Raw genomic sequence first — 17,678 nt, 5'->3', positions numbered from 1 at the left:
GGATTGTGCCCCTGTCAGGGACAGTTCAGGTTTTCACCGTGTTAATGACCTCGCCCTCACGCGCGGAAACAGGTCCGCGCGGAACGCGTCTGAGGCCCCTCGCCCGTGGAAGTAGGGCGATTGCCCGATGCGGCCACCCCGTCCTCAGCCGCCACCCTGACGCCCGTGGCCGCGGTGGGCGAAAGGGCGAGGAGAGGACATGGGTGTGGGCGTGGGCATGGGCGGTGTCCTGCGGGACCGGGACGCGGGGCTGTATCTGTCCGGTGTGGTGGTGTCCGGTCTCGGTACGTCCGCGATGTGGCTGGTGGCGGGGATCTGGGCCAAGTCGCTGACCGGCTCGGACAGTCTGGCCGCGCTCACCGTCTTCGCGATGTGGGCGCCGACGCTGGTGGGACCGCTGCTGGGGACGGTCGCCGACCGGGTGCGCCGCAGACCGCTGCTGATCGGCTGCGATCTCGCCCTGGCGGCCCTGCTGCCTCTGCTGCTCGCCGTCGACTCGGCGGACCGTATCTGGCTCCTCTACTCCGTGCTGTTCGTATACGGGGCCGTCGGGGTCGTCCAGGACGCCGCGGAGACGGCCCTGGTCGCCACGGCCGTCGACAAGCGGCTGCTGGGGGACTTCAACGGGCTGCGGATGACGGCCAACGAGGGCATGAAGCTTCTCGCCCCGCTCGCGGGAGCGGGTCTCTACGCCCGGTTCGGCGGCGCTCCCGTCGCCCTGCTGGACGCGCTGACCTTCGTGCTGGCCGCCGGATGCTTCGCGCTGATGCGCGTACGGGAGGAGCCGCCGGCCCCACGGCCCGCCGAGGGGCGGCTGTCCGGTATCGCCGAGGGCTTCCGCGGGCTGCGGGAGACCCCCGCCGTACGTCCGCTCGTGTCCGCCGCCGGGGTCACGATGCTGCTCGCCGGGATCAACGGCGCGGCGGTCTACGCGGTCGTCGACCGGACTCTCGGCCACTCCCCCGCGTACGCCGGGCTGCTGTACGCGGTACAGGGCGCCGGGTCCGTGGCCGTCGGTCTCGCGGCGGGACCGCTGCTGCGCCGCCTGCCGGAGCGGATGTTCGCGGCGGCGGGCGTGGCGCTGTTCGCGCTCTCGGTCGGAGCGCGGGCGCTGCCGTACGACGCGGTGGCACTGGCGAGCGCGGCGGGCATCGGGCTCGGGCTGCCCTGTGTACTGATCGCAGCGCTGACGGCGATACAGCGCGAAACCCCCGATCCCATGCTGGGCCGCACGGCGGCGAGCGCCAACACCCTGATCTACGTACCGAACGCGATGGCGCTGGGGCTCGGCGCGGCCCTGATCGCGTTCATCGACCTCACCGCCCTGCTCCTGACGACCGCCACGACCGGCCTGCTCACGGCGTCCGCCCTGACCCGAAACAGCCGAACGCCCGCCCACCGGGGGCGCCCGGGGCAACCGGACCCGGCCAACCCGTAACAGCCGGACCGCGACGGCCGTGTGGCACGAAAGCTAATAAAGCTGATGCAATTCCCGGCCCGTCGCATCCAGAGTGGTCACCGGACCGGGAGGCGAAAGGGAGATTCCGCCCTCCCAGTACACGATCTCCATCTCTTCCGATTCAGGATCATCAAGCCGTGCGAACATCACCTCGGACGGGCCCAGTTCATACAGCATCCCGCTCGGCTCGAACATGACAGCGAGTGAGCTTCCGGCATCGGCTCTGATTTTGAGAGTGAACCCTCGCGGCACCATCAGCCTCTCCTCCACGCGTCCAGAACCTGGACGGGATTCCCACGTCGCCGGTAGGCGACGTGAAGGTTCGCCGGGTGTCCGGCAGCCGCGTCATCGGTTACGCCTGCGGTGGGGATCGTAGACGTATGGAGTCGTGGTGCTCAGAACGGTGAACCCGAGCCGTTGCAGGATGGGGCGGCTCTGGTCGGTGGCGTCGACCTGAAGGTAGCGGTAGCCGAGGTCGGCGGCGGTCCGGGCGCGGTGGGCGACCAGAGCCCGGTAGATACCCCGGCCTCGCCAGGCAGCCACGGTGCCGCCGCCCCAAAGGCCGGCGAAGTCGGTGCCAGGTTTCAGTTCCATCCGCGCCGCGCACACGGGCAGGTCGTCGGCCATCGCCACGACCATGCTGATGGTTTCGGAGTTTTGGGCGAGCTGGGCGAGCAGCCGCTGCCGCAGGCGGACGCTGCTGGTGCCGAAGGCCTGTTCGTGGACGTCTGCCACGAGGTCCACCCCGGCGGTGTCGGTCACCGGACGCAGACGCACGCCTTCGGGCAGCGCGGTGTCGGTGGGCAGGTCCCGGACCGGCGCGACCATGACCGCCTCCTGCGGCTCAGGCGTGAACCCGGCCGACTTCAGCCGCGTCTCAAGGTCACTGGGACGGTCGTGGGCGTATGTCTTCCATTCGAACTCCCGCCCAAGTGCGGCGAAGTACCGCGTCTGTGCCCTGATCGCCACATCTGCCGTGGCATGGTCGAGATCCGACCAGAGGACGCCGTTCCAGTCATGATCCGCACCAACCTGCCGCACGACGTCGCCATCACGCTCGATACGGGTTCCGGGACCGTCGGCCTGCGCGTCGCGCCTCAACTGGCGGTCGAACAGGGCAAGTACTTCTTCATGATTCATCCGCTCACTCCAGCATGGGGAGGGCGACCGCACCACTGAGTTGCGCACGCGGCTTCACTCCTCATGGTCGCCGGGACAGAGAACCCAAACACCGATCACGACCTGATCGCCCTTGCCCACAGGGCCATCTCCAAGCATCGATACCTTGAAACTCACAGATGCTCCGCAAGGTAGTTCATTAGCGCAGCCCTACTCTGGGCATCGATATTGACATTCCTCCCCCGAGCCACCGAGGATTTATAGACATTGGTGTAGAAATTTGCCCAACTTTTCGCCTCGGCCTTGGCCATCCCCAGGGTCCCCCTCACGAACGAGACATGTTGCGGGGTCCTCAGAGCGAGGGCTCCAAGTTTATCGGGTCCACCATTTCCGCCCCATACCACATCTCAGTCGCAGTTGCGAAATCACCATAGGCGGACAACTTCGCGATCACTGGAGTCTAGAACAATGTAGTCGGACTCCCCTGGATAGGGCAGCCAGACCGATATTCCATTCGACCAAATATTAATCTCGACGGAAGGAGCAAGGCTAGGGTCAAGTTGCAACGTGATGAATTCATCGGCGCCGAGTGTGAAGACGACCCCACCCGGCTCGAACGTAACTCGTGCGGGCCCATCGGCCGCAGCGAGCTTCATTTTCATCACCGAACGATCAGGCTCCACGCTACCTCCAGGCGTCAATTATCTCCGGCAACAGTTGTACGCGGTTTCTTGCAGTGTTCACGGTGATCTGGAGTTCAGCACTCCCCGTCCAGCCGCGCCGCCCTTGCCCGCGTTGACAGCTCCCTGATAGAAGTCCTGGCGCTTCTCCGCATCGCCCCGGCCGACAAGACCAAGGAGAGCTTCCAGCGTACGCGTTCCAATGAGCTTTTCGGGGTCACTGTTGCCCTAAATCTTGCGCGCATCAGATCGGAGACAAGTTCACTCTCCGCCCTATGGCTTGAAGCGCGTGGTATCCATCACCGGATACTTTGGCGAGAAACCGATCATACCCACCGTATGTTGCCCCATCCGGCGCCATATACAGGAACAGATTTCCGCTCGCCGAATAGCCAATGGGGCACAGTTCACAGCCAAGCCTCTGCTCGTACTCCGTCACGAGTGACCGTGCGACCTGTTGCGCTGCAGCAACCCCAGAGACCATGCATACATATGCTCCGCCGACTGCCGGGTGTCGAGGGTAGTCGAATTGAAGGCCGCTGCATTCCTCCATGAATTCTCGAACGGAGCCGGAAACAATGTACCCATCAGTCGACCATGCATCGAGATCATCCTGAAGATCGATGTGCCGTCCGGGGAACCATCCAATTCCTTCCATGAAGTCAATCAAGTCGGCATCCTTGACAGGCAATCCAAGCAAACCCATTAATTTGCCGCCTCTCGTGCGCCACCGCCACCCAACAAGAATCGACAGTTGTCGCAAGATGGGAAATTCAATCCAGCTTTTCTGATGATGGTCGCATACTCGGTCTCATCAAGGCGCGCCGTAGGCACCTTGAAGAGCAGATTATTGCAGGCGTTGAACTCTGCACATTCGCCAGCCGGCCATGATTCCAAGGAGCCCCCATGCTGCTCCATCAAATCATCGAGACGCCCCCTGAGTTGAGGATGAATCTGTGCAGGCGCCGTGCCGCTCTCGCCATATGCCCACTCCCCTGTATACGTGTCACGGGCGACCGCCCCGGCAGTATTGGAAGTGGTTGATTTCGCCGATTCGGCCTTGGCCAGCTCGTGCAGATCGCAGTTGTGAACGAGTACCGGCGTGGCCCCCGCCAGCACATAGTACGTATGCTACGCGAAGCCTTCGACCTGCTTTTTCGCAGGTCAAGTGCGGTTTGCTGGTCCGGTGAAGTGCGTGGGCGTCCGTGGTTGTGCGGGGCTGTTGCCGTCGCTACTGCCGTCAGACGGTTCAGCCCAGGTACGGCTTCTCGCGCTGTTCCAGGAAGTGCTGGAGCCTGAGTCGTTGGGTGTGGTGCATCGGCAACTGCTCGATCTCGTCCGGCGGCACGAACCGGAGTTCGGTGGACTCGTCGGAAATCTCCAGCCGGCCGCCGGTGATGCGGGCGGTGAAGCAGACGTTGAACTGTCGCCGGACCTCGCCGTCGGTGTAGGCGATGATGTGTTTCGGGTCGGTGTAGGTGCCGACCAGACCGGTGATCTCGACGTCGAGGCCGGTCTCTTCCTTGACCTCGCGGACGGCCGTGCCGGGGAAGGAGTCGGTGAGGTCCATGCCGCCTCCGGGCAGGGCCCATAGGTCGTTGTCGCGTCGGCGCTGGAGGAGGATGCGCCCGTGATCGTCGGTGACGACGGCGGACGCGGCGACGACCATGCTGTTCGGCTTGGGCGCGTTCGGGTCGTCGTAGTACTCGGTGCGGGCCACGGTCAGCCTTCCTCTCGTACGGGGGTTGCGGTCGTCCACACGGAGTCGAAGCTCTCGGCGTAGGTGTCGAACATGCCGCCTGCCTCGTGTCGGCGAAGGTGCCATACGGGGGCGGCGTAGGCGTTGACGCCCCAGACGTGGGCGTTGACGAGTTGCTGGTCGTCGGCGCGGTAGAGGGAGTTGTAGAGCGTGGTTTCGTGGGTGCGGACGTCGATGCCCGGGGTGCTGGCGAGTGGTCTGTAGTGCATGAGTGCGAGACGGCAGCGGGATTCGATGCCGTGGCCGAACCGCTCCTCCTGGCCGCGGGCTTGGACGTTGTCGCTGCCGGGGTCCCCGATCGCGATGCGGACGGTGCAGCCTTGGGCGGCGCGTTCGGTGAGGAGTTCGTTCAGCCGCGGGTACGCCTCGTGGAGGAAGACCGCCGCGTACACGAGGATGTCGATCCGTTCCCGTGCCTGGGCCATCAGCTCGGTGAACCTCGAGACAGGGATGTCGGCCCGCTGCTCGTAGAGCGCGACCAGTTCGGGGCTGATGGCGCGGGCGGGGCGGGCCTGGCGGAGCGCCGGCCAGAGTGCGTGCACGTCTTCCCCCAGGGCCTTGGCCGCCTGGAGGGCGGTGGCACGACGTGGGATACGCCCGAGGTTCACCCAGCGCTCGACCGACTTGGGGTCGACCTCGACCTGCTGAGCGAGGGCGGCGTACGTCCAGCCTCCCGCCGCCATGACGGCTCGTAGTCTCTCGTTCGGCACGAGTCCCCGTCCCCTCCGCGCAGAGCAGCCTGGCCGCGTACCTCACCTATTGGCTGGAGGCCGTCGCCGTCCACCAGCTCCGCGAGAACACCCACACCCGCTACACCGCTTGCGTGAACCGGTACCTCATCCCCGGCCTCGGCAAGAAGAAGCTCGCCAAGCTCTCCGCCAAGGACATCCGCACCTGGCTCAACCATCTCCGAACCACCTGCCAGTGCTGCGCCCGTGGCATCGATGCGGGGCGTGATGAGCCCCGTTGCTGCGCCGTCGGATCGTGCTGCTCCAAGCGGCTCTCTCCGCTGACGCTGACCTACATCCACTCCGTACTCAAGTCCGCCCTGGAGCACGCCGTGCGCGAGGAGGAGATCCCGCGCAACGTCGCCCGCAACGTCCGCACCGGCACTCCACGGCCCCGACGCTTCGAACCCCTCACCGCCGACGAAGCCCGCCAGCTCCTCACCACCGCCCAAGGTCACCGGCTGCACGCCCTGTTCGAACTCGCCCTCCACACCGGACTCCGCAAGGGCGAACTCCTCGGCCTGTGCTGGGAAGACCTCGACCTCGACGCAGGCACCGCTGCCATCCGCCGAACCTTGCAGCGCACCAGCGCAGGCGGGCTCACCACGCTGCCCATCAAGACCTGGGCCTCCGAGCGCCGCATCGCCCTCCCCGCCCGCTGCCTCCAGTCGCTGAAGCTCCACCACGAACAGCAGCAGCGCGAGCGCGAGGCAGCAGGCATCGCGTGGCAGCGCAGCGGGCACGTGTTCACCACGGTGCAGGGCGGACCGATCGACCCGACAAACCTCACCCGCGCCTTCACCACGCTCCTCCGTAAGGCCGGCCTCCGCCGCATCTGCTTCCACGACCTTCGCCATTCGACTGCGACCCTGCTCCTGGAACAGGGCGTCGAACTCGTCGTGATCAAGGAACTCCTCGGCCACGCCCACATCGGCGTCACCGCCACCGTCTACGCCCACGTCCGACTTCGCCTCCAGCGCGACGCCATCAACACCCTCAGCACCGCTCTTGACGGTCCAGTTAGCGACGAGTCGACCCGCGACAACCTGCCGCTGTGCGGAGCCACCGTCCACTGACGTTGCCGTCAACTACTGCCGTCACCCACCGCAGAAGCCTCGCCAGGACGCACCTGACGGGGCTTCAATTTTGCTGCCGCTATCCAGCGCGAGAGTTGCGGGATCGGGCAATGTGCGAGTAGCCACTGCCGAATCGAGACTTACTTTGTCGGCATTAGAGGGCTCTCAGCGTCGAACTCGAACGTCTCCATCGCGGCGTCGATCGGAAACTCGGAGTGGTCTCGCCAAATACGTGCGATAGAGACGAGAAGATTCCATGAGGCATTTGCGTGATCAGCTACTGCAGCGCCGCTAGAGGGAGAGGACCGAAAATAGCGAACGGCAGCAACCTGTTTGTCGGCAACCAAATGCAGGGCGGTCACGGTGCGACGCGCCTCTTCTTGCAGCGCATCGGCATCCGAGAGTCTTGCATATACGAACGACACCAGAAGTGCAATCTGGCCCTCGGTAATCCGCTCCATCGAAATACTCCAAAAAAGTTGATGGGCGTAGACAACGTGACGTGCGCGTGAGGTCGGACAAAATAATCCGACCGACCTCACACAGAACACAACGATCAATTCATCCGGGCGAAGTCAGGTGAATCTCTCACGAGATTAGCATCCCGGAGTATAAACTCTGATATTTCGGTAGTTGTGATTGTCCACCCAACCGATGTCACCGTGCCGGTTCACGAGAATCCGATATCTGTTCTCACCGTCACCCATGTCGTAGATCAATGCCGCATCGTTGGCACCCGGAGATGAAGGGCCCCACTTTCGCGCGTGCGCGCCAGGGGTTGGGTTGTTACGGCCCGTTCTCACCTCAAACCTGTCAGGGCCCGTACGATCACCATTCAGCCTTGGCTGCGCTTGCCCGGCCAGGATTTCTGCAATGCGCTGCTGGATGATACCCGGAACTTCGGGCCCGTTACCCCCGGCATTATGCACCAGCACCGGCGTCTCGCCCGCCAGCACATAGTACGTGTGCTACGCGAAGCCTTCGACGTTGCCGTCGACTACTGCCGTCAGAGGCTCGCCGCACATCCGTAACGAACTCATTGATACACGCGGCGAGCTCGTCCCATGAAACGGGCGAACTCTTCACCTCCGGCGTGAACATTGACCCCACCGCCCGAGTCCGAAAACCGCTTCCAGGTGCAGGGGTCCTCCTCGTTGGTGGCACGCATCCCGAAGGTGATCGTCGGCCATTTCTTGGAGGCCGCCTCGGCCACCATGGCCTTCACATCGAACTTCGCGTCCTTCGAGGCGCACCCGTCATACCCGTAGGCGAAGCTCCGTGTCTGATGGTGGTCGACCCAGAAGCCGTCGGCGGTCTCCGTGTTCCATGTGGTGGACGAGTTGATGCGCTTGGTCCGCCACAGCTGGACCTCGCGCGCGTCGCAGGAGGCGGCGTGTGTCTCGCGGGCCACGAACTCGGCCGACAGAATCGACCGTCCGGCGAACTTGGTGGTCGATATCTGGTAGAAGAGCCGCTTGACGTCGTACGGCTGACTTGGGGTGTCGCGACCGCCACATCGCGGTGCACCCGGGCGGCGCAAGGGGTCCGTGACCTCAGCGGAACAGGCGGCGACGGGAAATCGCCGACGGGTAGTCAGGTCGTGTTCCCCCGGTGTTCACCGAGGCGTACGGCTCGATCATGTTTTATGCCAGCTCTGCGGCATGCCACACCCACGCACACCACCAGCCCCGAAGACTGTCAGCAACCCCACAACACGCGTCTGAAAGCCTCAGTGCGTCACATATCCCCCGGGAGTCGTCGGTGCCCTCTTTGTTCATACGCGGCACCATGCTCGTGGGGCTCGCCGCCCTGTTGTCCGGTTGCGTCAATCCGACGCCCGCCGCCGAACACTCCGCGGGCGAGGCGGGCGACTGCGAGTCCTCCGTCGTCTTCCGTTCCGGCACCGGCGGCTATCACACCTTCCGTATACCTGCCGTGGTCACGACAACAGACGGCACCCCGGGCGCCCCTGACACCCCGGGCACTCTCATCGCCTTCGCCGAAGCACGCCGCAACGCACAGGCCGACACCGGCGACGTCGACGTCGTCTCCCGGCGTTCCACCGACGGCGGATGCACCTGGTCACCCCTGCGACTGGTCGCCGACGCCGGTGCGGACACGGTGGGCAACCCCGTCCCCGTCGTCGTACCCGGGACCGGACGCCTGGTACTCCTGACCTGCGGCAACGCCGCGACCGCCACCGAGGAAGCCATCCTGCGCGGCGACCACCCTCAAGCAGCCGGCCGACGGATCTACGTCCAGCACAGTGACACCGCGGGACGCACCTGGTCGGCCCCCACCGAGATCACCGACCAGGCCAAGCAGCAGGACTGGCGCTGGTACGCCACAGGCCCCGGCCATGGACTCGCGCTCACCAACGGCCCCCACACCGGACGCCTCGTCATCCCCGCCAACCACTCCACCGCACCACCCGCGGGCAGCGCCGACAACGGAACAGAACCCCGTTACTACGGCGGGCACTCCCTGCTCAGCGACGACGGCGGCACCACCTGGCGCATCGGCTACGTCGATGCCACACCCGACGGACGCGTCAACGTCAACGAGACCAGCGCCGCCCAACTGCCCGACGGGCGCGTCTACTTCAACGCCCGCGACCAGCACGGCACCATCCCCGTCACCCGCGCCCACGCCTACAGCGGCGACGGCGGACAGTCCCTGGACGCACCCTTCACCCCCACCGAGGACGTGACCGCGCCCATCATCGAGGGAAGCGTCCTCCAGACACACCAGGACCGGCAGACCGGCCCCCTCCTGCTGTCCGCACCCGGCGACCCCCAGGCACGCAGCCATATGACCGTACGCTCCAGCGACGACGGCGGCCTGAGCTGGACCACCGGCCTCCGCCTCACGACCCACCCCGCCGCCTACTCCGACCTGGTCCAGATCGACCAGGGCACCGCCGGGATCCTGTACGAGACCGGCCGCAGCAACCCGTACGAAACCATCACCTTCACCCGGCTCCCCCTCGACCGACTCCGGTAGCTGAGGGGTGGGACGGGCTTCCGGGGACGGCGTGTCCACGGCGCGTCCGCGCCCGGCAGCCCGGGAGGCCCGCTCAGCTCAGGTGTGAGAGCGCCGACGCGACCGCCGTCAGATCCGCGTCGGAGGCCAGCCCCGCGTGGTAGAGGCGCAGTTCGGTCGCTCCCAGCTCCTTCGCCCGCGCGGCGTCCTCGGCGAGCGAGGCCGGGCTGCCGCCCATACCGCTGACGACATTGAAGTTGGCGGCGAGCACCGGGGACGCGGCGGGCACGGCGGACGCGGCGGACGCGCTGCGATGGTCCGCGAAGGGGGGCAACACGGTCCCGGCCGCGCCCCCGGCGCAGGGCAGGACGACACCGTCCGCGACTCCGAGGATGTGCGCCGGGTCCACACCGGCGTTGGCACCGGTGTGGTACGGCACGGGATCGGCGTGCAGCAGCACCTGGAATCCGGGGCCGGCCGCCGCCCGTACCGCCGCGACCGCCGACTCCTGGAACGTACGGGCGATCCCGCCGCGCCAGTCGAGGGTGACGGCGGCGAGATCCGCGCCGAGCAGCTTCTCGATACCGGACCGGCCGGCCTCGGCGGAGCCGGCGGCCCAGCCGGGCTCCAGCGCGCGCCGTACGGCGGAGGCCAGTTCGTCCGGTTCCGCCCCGAGGCCCTCGTACCCCTCCCGGCAGACGGAGCAGAAGCAGAGCGACATCAGATACTGGGCCGCGTCACCGAGGCCGACGCCCGCGATCTTGTCGTGGGCGTGCAGATGGGCGAGTCCGTACCAGCCGCAGGACTCCAGCTCGGTGCCGTGCGCGCCGGGGCGTACGGCGGCCTCCGCGGCCAGCTCGGTCAGATACCCGGCGACCTCGGGCCGCGCGATACAGGGCGCCCAGGGATAGCGGTCGCCGTAGGCGTTCACCACGGAGGTGGCGGGATGCTCGGCGCCCAGCCGGGAGCTGTGCGCGAGGATCGCCCAGGTGTGTACGTCGAGTCCGGCGTCCGTGAGCGCCGCCGCGGCCTCGCCGTGGGCGTCCCCGGGTGCCCAGTCGCCCGCCGGGTACGGACGCAGGTCATGGCCCGCCCAGCGCGCCGGGTCCGGCGGGTAGAGGACGGCGGCGTGTTCGGCGGTGACGACGCGATGGCGCGGATGACGGGGGGTCAGGGCGCGGGTGGAGTGGTAGGCGGAGGCGAGGGTGACCTGCTGGACGCCGAGCTCCGCGATCCTGGCGGGGGCGTCCGGATCGCCCACCACGTCCCAGGGGTAGAGAAAGACGGACGTCCTCACCGGCCCGCCCCCGAGCCGTCGACCGAGCCATCGACGGGGCCTTGCACCGAGCCGTCGACCGGGCCTCGCACCGAGCCGTCGACCGGGCCTCGCAGCGGGCCGCCGACCGGACCGTCCGCCGTGCCCGCGCCCTCGATGTCCGCGAGGCCCTCGATGTCCGCGAGCACGGACCTGCCCCGGTCTATGAGCACGGCGAGCGCCTTGACATGGTCGGGGGCGGGCTCGCTCAGCGGTGGCCGTACCTCACCCACGTCCAGACCGCCCAGCCGTACGCCCGCCTTGACGAGCGAGACGGCATAGCCGCGGCCGAGGTTGCGCAGCTCGACCAGCGGCGCGTAGAAGCCGTCGAGCAGCCGGTCGACGGTCGTGTCGTCGCCGGTGACCAGGGCGCGGTGGAAGGCGAGCGCGATATCGGGGGCGAAGGCGAAGACCGCGGAGGAGTAGAGGGTGATCCCGATACCGCGGTAGGCGAGGCCGGTGAGTTCGGCGGTGGGCAGACCGTTGAAGAAGAGGAACTCGCGGTCGGGCAGCTCACTCCGTACGGCGCTGACGATGCGCTGCGTCAGATCGAGGTCGCCGTACCCGTCCTTGAGACCGATGATGCCGTCCACCGCGGCGAGTTCGACGACGGTCGCGGGGGTGAAGACGGCGTTGTCGCGCTGGTAGACGATGGTTTCCAGGGAGGTGGCCGCGGCCAGGGCGGTGTAGTGGCGCACCAGCCCCTCCTGGTCGGCGACGACCAGATAGGGCGGCATCGCGAGCAGCCCGTCCGCGCCCTCCTCCTCGGCGATGCGCGCGTACTGGATCGCGAGCGCCGTGCCGTAACCGGTCGCCGCCACGACCGGCACCCGGCCGCCGGTCGCCTCGACGGCCGCGGCGAGGCAGGCGCGGAACTCCTCCGGGGTGAGGGCGTGGAACTCACCGGTGCCGCAGCACGCGAAGACCGCGGCGGCTCCCGCGTCGACGCCCGCTCCGACATGCGCGCGGAAGGCGTCGAGGTCGAGGGCGCCGTCGGGCCCGTACGCGGTGACGGGGAAGAACAGCGGCCCGGCCACGCGGGTGAGGCGTGCGGCGAGCGGGGCTGAGGTCACGAGCGCTCCCTTGGCCATGCAGCGAGCGGCGACCGCTCGTGCACAATTCTGATCGATGTCCATATCCCTGAACAACGCCACGCTAGGGCAGCCGCGCGGCGCGGGTCAAGACGAGAAACCGCAACTCAGGGACGGATTCACCGCCCTAGCGCCACACTTGACGCCGCCGCTCCCCACTCCCTAGCGTGTCCACGCATGTGAATAATGTCTACGGATCTGAGCATGTTGAGTACGCCGGGTGCCCCGGGCCCGCCGCCCACCCGCCGAGACCGCCGAGACCGCCGTCCATGGATCCACACCACCGAGGGGATCCACGCCGCCGAGGAGATGTCCCCATGCCCGCACCGCGTACCGTTCTGCTCACCGGCGCCGCCGGCGGCCTCGGCACCCTGATGCGGGGCCTGCTGCCCGCGTACGGCTACGAACTGCGGCTCTTCGACGTCAACCCCGTCGACGGCGCGCCCGACGCCGTCACGGCCGATCTCGCGGACACGGACGCGCTGCGCGAGGCCGTCCGGGGCGTGGACGCGATCATCCATCTCGCGGGCATCTCGCTGGAGTCCACCTTCGACAAGATCCTGCGCGCCAATGTCGAGGGGACGTACAACCTCTACGAGGCGGCGCGCGCGGAGGGTGTCAGGCGTACGGTCTTCGCCTCCAGCAACCACGCCGTGGGCTTCACCCCGCGCCCCCGGGGCGACGATCCGCTGATCCCCGTCGACACCCCGCGCCGCCCCGACACGTACTACGGGCTCTCCAAGTGCTTCGGCGAGGACCTCGCCCAGCTCTACTGGGATCTGCACGGGCTGGAGACCGTCTCCGTACGGATCGGCTCCTGCTTCCTGGAGCCCAGCACGGTCAGGATGCTCTCCGTCTGGCTGAGCCCCGGCGACTGCGCCCGGCTCTTCCACGCCGCGCTCACCGCCGAGGAGGTGGGCCACACCGTCGTCTACGGCTCCTCCGCCAACACCCGGCTGTGGTGGGACCTGACGAGCGCGCGGGCGCTGGGGTACGAGCCCCAGGACGACTCGGAGCAGTTCGCGGAGAAGCTCATCGAGGCGCAGGGACCGCTCGACCCGGCCAACCGGGACCACGCGTATCTGGGCGGCGGGTTCGTCACCGACCCGCCGCGCTGGCCCCACTGACGACCCGCCCGGCTCCGTGCCGGGCGCGGCGCCTGATGCGGCCCTGACGTGGGACTGAGCAGGTACGGACCAGATACGGACCAGATACGGACCCGGTACCGGCGCGGCGCCGAGGGGAAGCGGCGACGCGAATGGCGTAGGTAAGGGAACGGTAAAGCGGGGTCGTTCGTTACGTCGGCATGACAGCTATGACCCCAGGCTCGAACATCCCTCTGCCCACCGCCCATGTGGCGGTGGACGTCGCCGCTCCCGTGCGGCTCGACGTATCGGGCCTGCTGCTCACCGCCGACGGCAAGGTGCGCTCGGACGACGACTTCATCTTCTACAACCAGCCGGCGGGTCCGGGCGTGACGTACCGCTCGGGCGAAGGGTCGGCGCCGGACGCGATCGTCGTCGACACCACCGCCGTCCCGCCGGGTATCGAGAAGATCGTCGTCACGGCGAGCCCGGACGCCGCCGGGCAGAGCTTCCAGGGCATCGAACCCACCGCGACGATCCGCGACGCCGCCACGGGCGGCACGCTGGCCACGTTCACCCCGCCGCGGCTGGGCAGCGAGACGGCCCTGGTGATCGTGGAGATCTATCTGCGGAACGGCGCGTGGAAAGCGCGTGCGGTGGGCCAGGGGTACGCCGATGGACTGGCCGGGATCGCGACCGACTTCGGTGTCTCGGTCGAGGAGCCCGCCCCGGCTCCCGTCGCGATCCCGGTCCCCGCCCCCACCCCCGCCCCCGCGCAGGCCGCGCCGCCCGCTCCGGCGGCCCCGCCGGGACCGCCCGCCGCCGCACCCGGCAGCGGCAAGATCAATCTGGACAAGGGCCGGGTCAGCCTCCAGAAGAACCAGACGGTGTCGCTGGTCAAGGGCGGCCGGCCACTGCTCAGCCAGGTCAAGATGGGCCTCGGCTGGGAGCCCGCGTACCGCGGCAAGGACATCGATCTCGACGCCTCGGTGATCGCCTACGGTCCGAACCGCAACCACCTCGACAGCTGCTACTTCGGCAAGCTCTCCATCCTCAACGGAGCCATCAAGCACTCCGGTGACAATCTCACCGGGGAGGGCGCGGGCGACGACGAGGTGATCGTCGTCGATCTCGGCCGGCTGCCCGCGGACGCGACGGGGCTGGTCTTCACCGTCAACTCCTTCACGGGCCAGAAGTTCACCGAGGTCGCCAAGGCGTACTGCCGGCTGATCGACGCGGCCACCGGCGAGGAGCTCGTCCGCTTCGATCTGACGACGGCCGAGCCGCAGACGGGTGTGATCATGGCGAAGTTGATCAAGCAGTTCTCCGGCGAGTGGGAGATGACCGGTCTCGGGGAGTTCGTGAAGTCCCGCACGGTCCGCGGCATGGTCAAGCCCGCCGCGAAGATCCTCTGACAGACAGTCCTACGGGCCGCCGCGGGGTCCCGTCAGGACCCGCGGCGGCCCGGGGGCGCGGCGTTCTGGCTCCGCCTCAGAGCTTGGTCAGCTTGGCGAAGGGGCTCAGGATCCTCCCCTGTCGCCCTGAGAAATCGATGAGCACGGCGTGTTCGCCCTCGACTCCGATGACTCTGCCCAGACCGAACTGATCGTGTGAGACACGGTCTCCCACATCGAACTGCTCGGGCGGGGGTGAGGCCGGGGCCTGGCGGTTGAAGGGACTGGACGGCAGGTGGCGCCGGGATCCGGCTGACTTTGTCATTACTTGGAAGTATGCGCCCAATGAGCCCCGGCGCGCCATGCCCGGCGGCCGACGGGCCGCCGGATCACCCCTTCCGGGACCCCTTGAGAACCGCTCCAGGGCAGCTCCGGAACGGGTCCGGGGCCGCTCCGGAATCCTTGGAAAACGGTGTCCGGGCTGCGCGGTCAGTGCCGGGGTGAGCGCCGCCAGGGGCCGGTGATGGCGAGCATGATGCCGGGCTCCTGGATATTGGCGAACAGGGTGCGGCCGTCGGGCGAGAACACGACACCCGTGAACTCGCTGTCGTTGAGATCGTTACGGGCGATCGGGTAGGTACGCCCGCGCTCCGTGGCGCCGAAGAGATGCTGGACCCCCTCGCCGTCCTCGGCGATGACCAGTCCGCCGTACGGCGAGACGGTGATGTTGTCCGGGCCGTCGAAGGCGCCGTCCTCGCCGGGGTCGGCGTTGACGCCCAGCAGCACCTTGAGCGTCAGCGTGCGGCGCCGGGGCTGGTAGAACCACACCTGGCCGTCGTGCGGGCGGCCGGGGCTCTCGTCACGGGCGTACGAGGAGACGATGTACGCGCCCCCGTCCGCCCACCACATGCCCTCCAGCTTCCTGGCCCGGGTGACGTCCTCGCCCTCGAACTGCCGACGTACGTCGACGGTCCTGGCGTCCCGGTCGGGTACGTCCACCCAGTCCACGCCGTAGACGGTGCCGAGCTTCGCGGCGCGCGAGAGATCGTCGACGAAGCGGCCTCCGGCGTCGAAGCAGCGGGGCGCCTGGAGGACACCCGCGTCGTCGGCGAGACGGCGTAGCTGGCCGCGGCCGTGCTTGAAGCCGTGCGGCGGGACCCAGCGGTAGAAGAGGCCGTTGGGCTCCGAGGCGTCCTCGGTCAGATAGGCGTACCCGGTACGCGGGTCGATGACGACCGCTTCGTGGTCGTAGCGGCCGAAGGCCTTGATGGGCTCGGGGTTCCGGTTGGCACGGCGGTCGTAGGGGTCGACCTCGAAGACATAGCCGTGGTCCTTGGTCATCCCGTTCTGGCCCGCCCGGTCGGAGTTCTCCTCGCAGGTGAGCCAGGTGCCCCAGGGGGTGCGTCCGCCGGCGCAGTTGTTGGCCGTACCCGAGATACCGACCCACTCCGCGGTACGGCCGTCGCGGTGCGTCTCCACGACGGTGCAGCCACCGGGCGCGGCCGGGTCGTAGACCAGCCCCTCGGTGAGCGGCACCGGGTACTCCACCTCGTCCCTCGGACCGTCCAGCTCATGGTTGTTGACGAGCAGCGTGACCCCGCGCGGGCCCTCGAAGGTGGCGGTGCCGTCGTGGTTGGAGGGCGTGTCCTCGCCGGTCTCCAGTTTGGTGACCCCGCTGTGTGTGATCACCTTGTACGAGAATCCGGCGGGCAGCGCGACCATCCCGCGCGGGTCCGGGCGCAGCGGTCCGTAACCCGGCTCCAGCGCGGGACCGCTCGCCACCTCGGGAGCGTCCTCGGCGGCGAGCGCCCCGGGCGCGGTCGCGAGCGCGCCGGCGGCGCCGGTCAGGACGAAGCCCGCCCCGGTGAGTGCGGATCTTCCGGTGAAATCCCTGCGGGTCAACGACATCGCGGTCTCCTGAAGGGCACAAGGGGAGGGAGTACGCTCCCGACGCTCCCGCCCATGGCTGAACGCCGGTTGAACACCGTCCGACATCGAAAGGCCCTCTTCCATGAAACTGCCCGCCACCGGTCGCCGTGTCCTCGTCAGCGGCGCGTCCCGGGGTCTCGGCCGCGCCGTCGCCGGAGCCTTCGCCGCCAACGGCGACCGGGTCGCCGTCCACTACGGCAGCCGCGCCGCCGACGCCCGGCAGACCCTGGAGTCGCTGTCCGGTACGGGCCACGCGCTGCTGGGCGGCGATCTGTCCGACCCGGCCGGGGCCGCGCGGATCGCGGACGAGGCGGCGGAGGCGCTCGGCGGGATCGACGTACTGGTCAACAACGCGGCGGTGAACGAACCCCATCCGCTGCCCTCGACGTCGTACGAGGAGTGGGCGGCGGCCTGGCAGCGCCATATATCCGTCAATCTGCTGGGCACGGCCCTGCTCAGCCATCGCGCCGCCCGCTCCATGATCGACCGGGGCACGGGCGGCCGGATCGTCAACATCGGCTCACGCGGCGCGTTCCGCGGCGAGCCGGACCACCCGGCCTACGGCGCGACCAAGGCGGCCGTCCACGCGCTGGGCCAGTCCCTGGCCGTCTCCCTGGCCCCGTACGGCATCGGCGTCGCGTCCGTGGCCCCGGGCTTCTTCGACACGGAACGCGTCGCGCACCGCCTGACGGGCCCGGAGGGCGAGGCGATCCGCGCGCAGAGCCCCTTCGGGCGGGTGGCCACGGCGGAGGAGATCGCGGAGGCGGTGCTGTGGCTGGCGTCGCCGGCGGCGGAGTGGGCGTCGGGCACGATCCTGGACCTCAACGGCGCGTCGCACCTGCGGTGAGCGGTGCGCCTCCCGGCGGGGGGCCGTGGTCGGGGGTGCGTTTCGGCGGGGGCCGGTTGTCGTGTGCGGGTCCGTCCGCGTGACGGGTCCGTCCTCAATCGCCGGACGGGCTTGTTTTCCGCCCCGCGTCCGTCCGGGAGCCCGGCACCGGGGTGCGCGGGTCCGTCCTCAATCGCCGGACGGGCTTGAATTGCGGCCAGCAGCCGGGCCTCCG

At 68.3% G+C, this 17,678-nt stretch carries 18 protein-coding genes and 1 pseudogene; 6 read left to right on the top strand and 13 right to left on the bottom strand.

Annotated features, from left to right (window positions below; genetic code table 11):
* Positions 1–199: 199 nt before the first annotated feature.
* Complete coding sequence (locus OG214_RS29620) at positions 200–1,438, top strand: MFS transporter (protein WP_405986456.1); 1,239 nt, start codon at positions 200–202, stop codon at positions 1,436–1,438.
* 33 nt (positions 1,439–1,471) lie between these two features.
* On the opposite strand, the gene OG214_RS29615 is transcribed toward OG214_RS29620, so the two are convergent.
* The 7 genes from OG214_RS29615 to OG214_RS29585 all read right to left on the bottom strand — a co-directional run bounded on the left by OG214_RS29615 (position 1,472) and on the right by OG214_RS29585 (position 5,700).
* Positions 1,472–1,729, bottom strand: coding sequence for a hypothetical protein (locus OG214_RS29615; protein ID WP_365902523.1), 258 nt, complete (start codon positions 1,727–1,729; stop codon positions 1,472–1,474).
* 75 nt (positions 1,730–1,804) lie between these two features.
* Positions 1,805–2,599, bottom strand: a complete 795-nt coding sequence (locus OG214_RS29610; protein ID WP_405987653.1) for a GNAT family N-acetyltransferase — start codon at positions 2,597–2,599, stop codon at positions 1,805–1,807.
* A 404-nt stretch (positions 2,600–3,003) separates the two neighbouring features.
* Entirely contained in the window at positions 3,004–3,261 is a 258-nt protein-coding gene (locus tag OG214_RS29605; RefSeq protein ID WP_382859191.1) for a hypothetical protein, read from the bottom strand.
* A gap of 241 nt (positions 3,262–3,502) precedes the next feature.
* Entirely contained in the window at positions 3,503–3,928 is a 426-nt protein-coding gene (locus OG214_RS29600; protein ID WP_405986455.1) for an SUKH-3 domain-containing protein, read from the bottom strand.
* Between the two features lie 35 nt (positions 3,929–3,963).
* Positions 3,964–4,377, bottom strand: a complete 414-nt coding sequence (locus tag OG214_RS29595; protein WP_405986454.1) for a hypothetical protein — start codon at positions 4,375–4,377, stop codon at positions 3,964–3,966.
* A 130-nt stretch (positions 4,378–4,507) separates the two neighbouring features.
* Positions 4,508–4,978 (bottom strand): NUDIX domain-containing protein, encoded by a 471-nt coding sequence (locus OG214_RS29590; RefSeq protein WP_405986453.1) that lies wholly within the window; start codon positions 4,976–4,978, stop codon positions 4,508–4,510.
* A 2-nt stretch (positions 4,979–4,980) separates the two neighbouring features.
* Positions 4,981–5,700 carry an XRE family transcriptional regulator gene (locus OG214_RS29585; protein ID WP_405987652.1) on the bottom strand — a complete coding sequence of 240 codons (720 nt, stop codon included), beginning with the start codon at positions 5,698–5,700 and terminating at the stop codon, positions 4,981–4,983.
* A 29-nt stretch (positions 5,701–5,729) separates the two neighbouring features.
* Here OG214_RS29585 and OG214_RS29580 point away from each other — a divergent pair.
* A pseudogene (locus OG214_RS29580) lies at positions 5,730–6,821 on the top strand (tyrosine-type recombinase/integrase); the annotation flags it as partial.
* A gap of 140 nt (positions 6,822–6,961) precedes the next feature.
* On the opposite strand, the gene OG214_RS29575 reads toward OG214_RS29580, so the two are convergent.
* Both OG214_RS29575 and OG214_RS29570 read right to left on the bottom strand, forming a co-directional pair.
* On the bottom strand, positions 6,962–7,282 hold the full coding sequence (locus OG214_RS29575; protein WP_405986452.1) for a hypothetical protein: 321 nt from the start codon (positions 7,280–7,282) through the stop codon (positions 6,962–6,964).
* 575 nt (positions 7,283–7,857) lie between these two features.
* Positions 7,858–8,361, bottom strand: a complete 504-nt coding sequence (locus OG214_RS29570; RefSeq protein ID WP_405986451.1) for a hypothetical protein — start codon at positions 8,359–8,361, stop codon at positions 7,858–7,860.
* Between the two features lie 221 nt (positions 8,362–8,582).
* Here OG214_RS29570 and OG214_RS29565 point away from each other — a divergent pair, with 221 nt between their 5' ends.
* On the top strand, positions 8,583–9,824 hold the full coding sequence (locus tag OG214_RS29565; protein ID WP_405986450.1) for an exo-alpha-sialidase: 1,242 nt from the start codon (positions 8,583–8,585) through the stop codon (positions 9,822–9,824).
* A 73-nt stretch (positions 9,825–9,897) separates the two neighbouring features.
* On the opposite strand, the gene OG214_RS29560 is transcribed toward OG214_RS29565, so the two are convergent.
* On the bottom strand, positions 9,898–11,100 hold the full coding sequence (locus OG214_RS29560; RefSeq protein ID WP_405986449.1) for a hypothetical protein: 1,203 nt from the start codon (positions 11,098–11,100) through the stop codon (positions 9,898–9,900).
* Entirely contained in the window at positions 11,097–12,191 is a 1,095-nt protein-coding gene (locus tag OG214_RS29555; RefSeq protein WP_405986448.1) for a 5-dehydro-4-deoxyglucarate dehydratase, read from the bottom strand. Before OG214_RS29555 ends, OG214_RS29560 begins: the two co-directional genes overlap by 4 nt.
* A gap of 335 nt (positions 12,192–12,526) precedes the next feature.
* Here OG214_RS29555 and OG214_RS29550 point away from each other — a divergent pair, with 335 nt between their 5' ends.
* Both OG214_RS29550 and OG214_RS29545 read left to right on the top strand, forming a co-directional pair.
* Positions 12,527–13,336 carry an NAD(P)-dependent oxidoreductase gene (locus tag OG214_RS29550; protein ID WP_363081578.1) on the top strand — a complete coding sequence of 270 codons (810 nt, stop codon included), beginning with the start codon at positions 12,527–12,529 and terminating at the stop codon, positions 13,334–13,336.
* 179 nt (positions 13,337–13,515) lie between these two features.
* Entirely contained in the window at positions 13,516–14,709 is a 1,194-nt protein-coding gene (locus OG214_RS29545) for a TerD family protein (RefSeq protein WP_405986447.1), read from the top strand.
* A gap of 76 nt (positions 14,710–14,785) precedes the next feature.
* On the opposite strand, the gene OG214_RS29540 is transcribed toward OG214_RS29545, so the two are convergent.
* Both OG214_RS29540 and OG214_RS29535 read right to left on the bottom strand, forming a co-directional pair.
* Positions 14,786–15,013 carry a hypothetical protein gene (locus OG214_RS29540; protein WP_078490871.1) on the bottom strand — a complete coding sequence of 76 codons (228 nt, stop codon included), beginning with the start codon at positions 15,011–15,013 and terminating at the stop codon, positions 14,786–14,788.
* Between the two features lie 164 nt (positions 15,014–15,177).
* Positions 15,178–16,596: an alkaline phosphatase PhoX gene (locus tag OG214_RS29535; RefSeq protein WP_405986446.1), complete on the bottom strand. Its 1,419-nt coding sequence runs from the start codon at positions 16,594–16,596 to the stop codon at positions 15,178–15,180.
* A 103-nt stretch (positions 16,597–16,699) separates the two neighbouring features.
* On the opposite strand from OG214_RS29535, the gene OG214_RS29530 reads away from it, so the two are divergent.
* A complete protein-coding gene (locus OG214_RS29530) occupies positions 16,700–17,464 on the top strand; it encodes an SDR family NAD(P)-dependent oxidoreductase (protein ID WP_405986445.1) in 765 nt (254 codons plus the stop codon).
* Positions 17,465–17,678: the final 214 nt, after the last annotated feature.

Origin of the sequence: Streptomyces sp. NBC_00872 (genome assembly GCF_045161915.1) — a bacterium.
Lineage (GTDB): Bacteria > Actinomycetota > Actinomycetes > Streptomycetales > Streptomycetaceae > Streptomyces.
The sequence above is the reverse complement of the archived record's forward strand: the minus strand, read 5'-3'. Positions and strand labels throughout refer to the sequence as shown.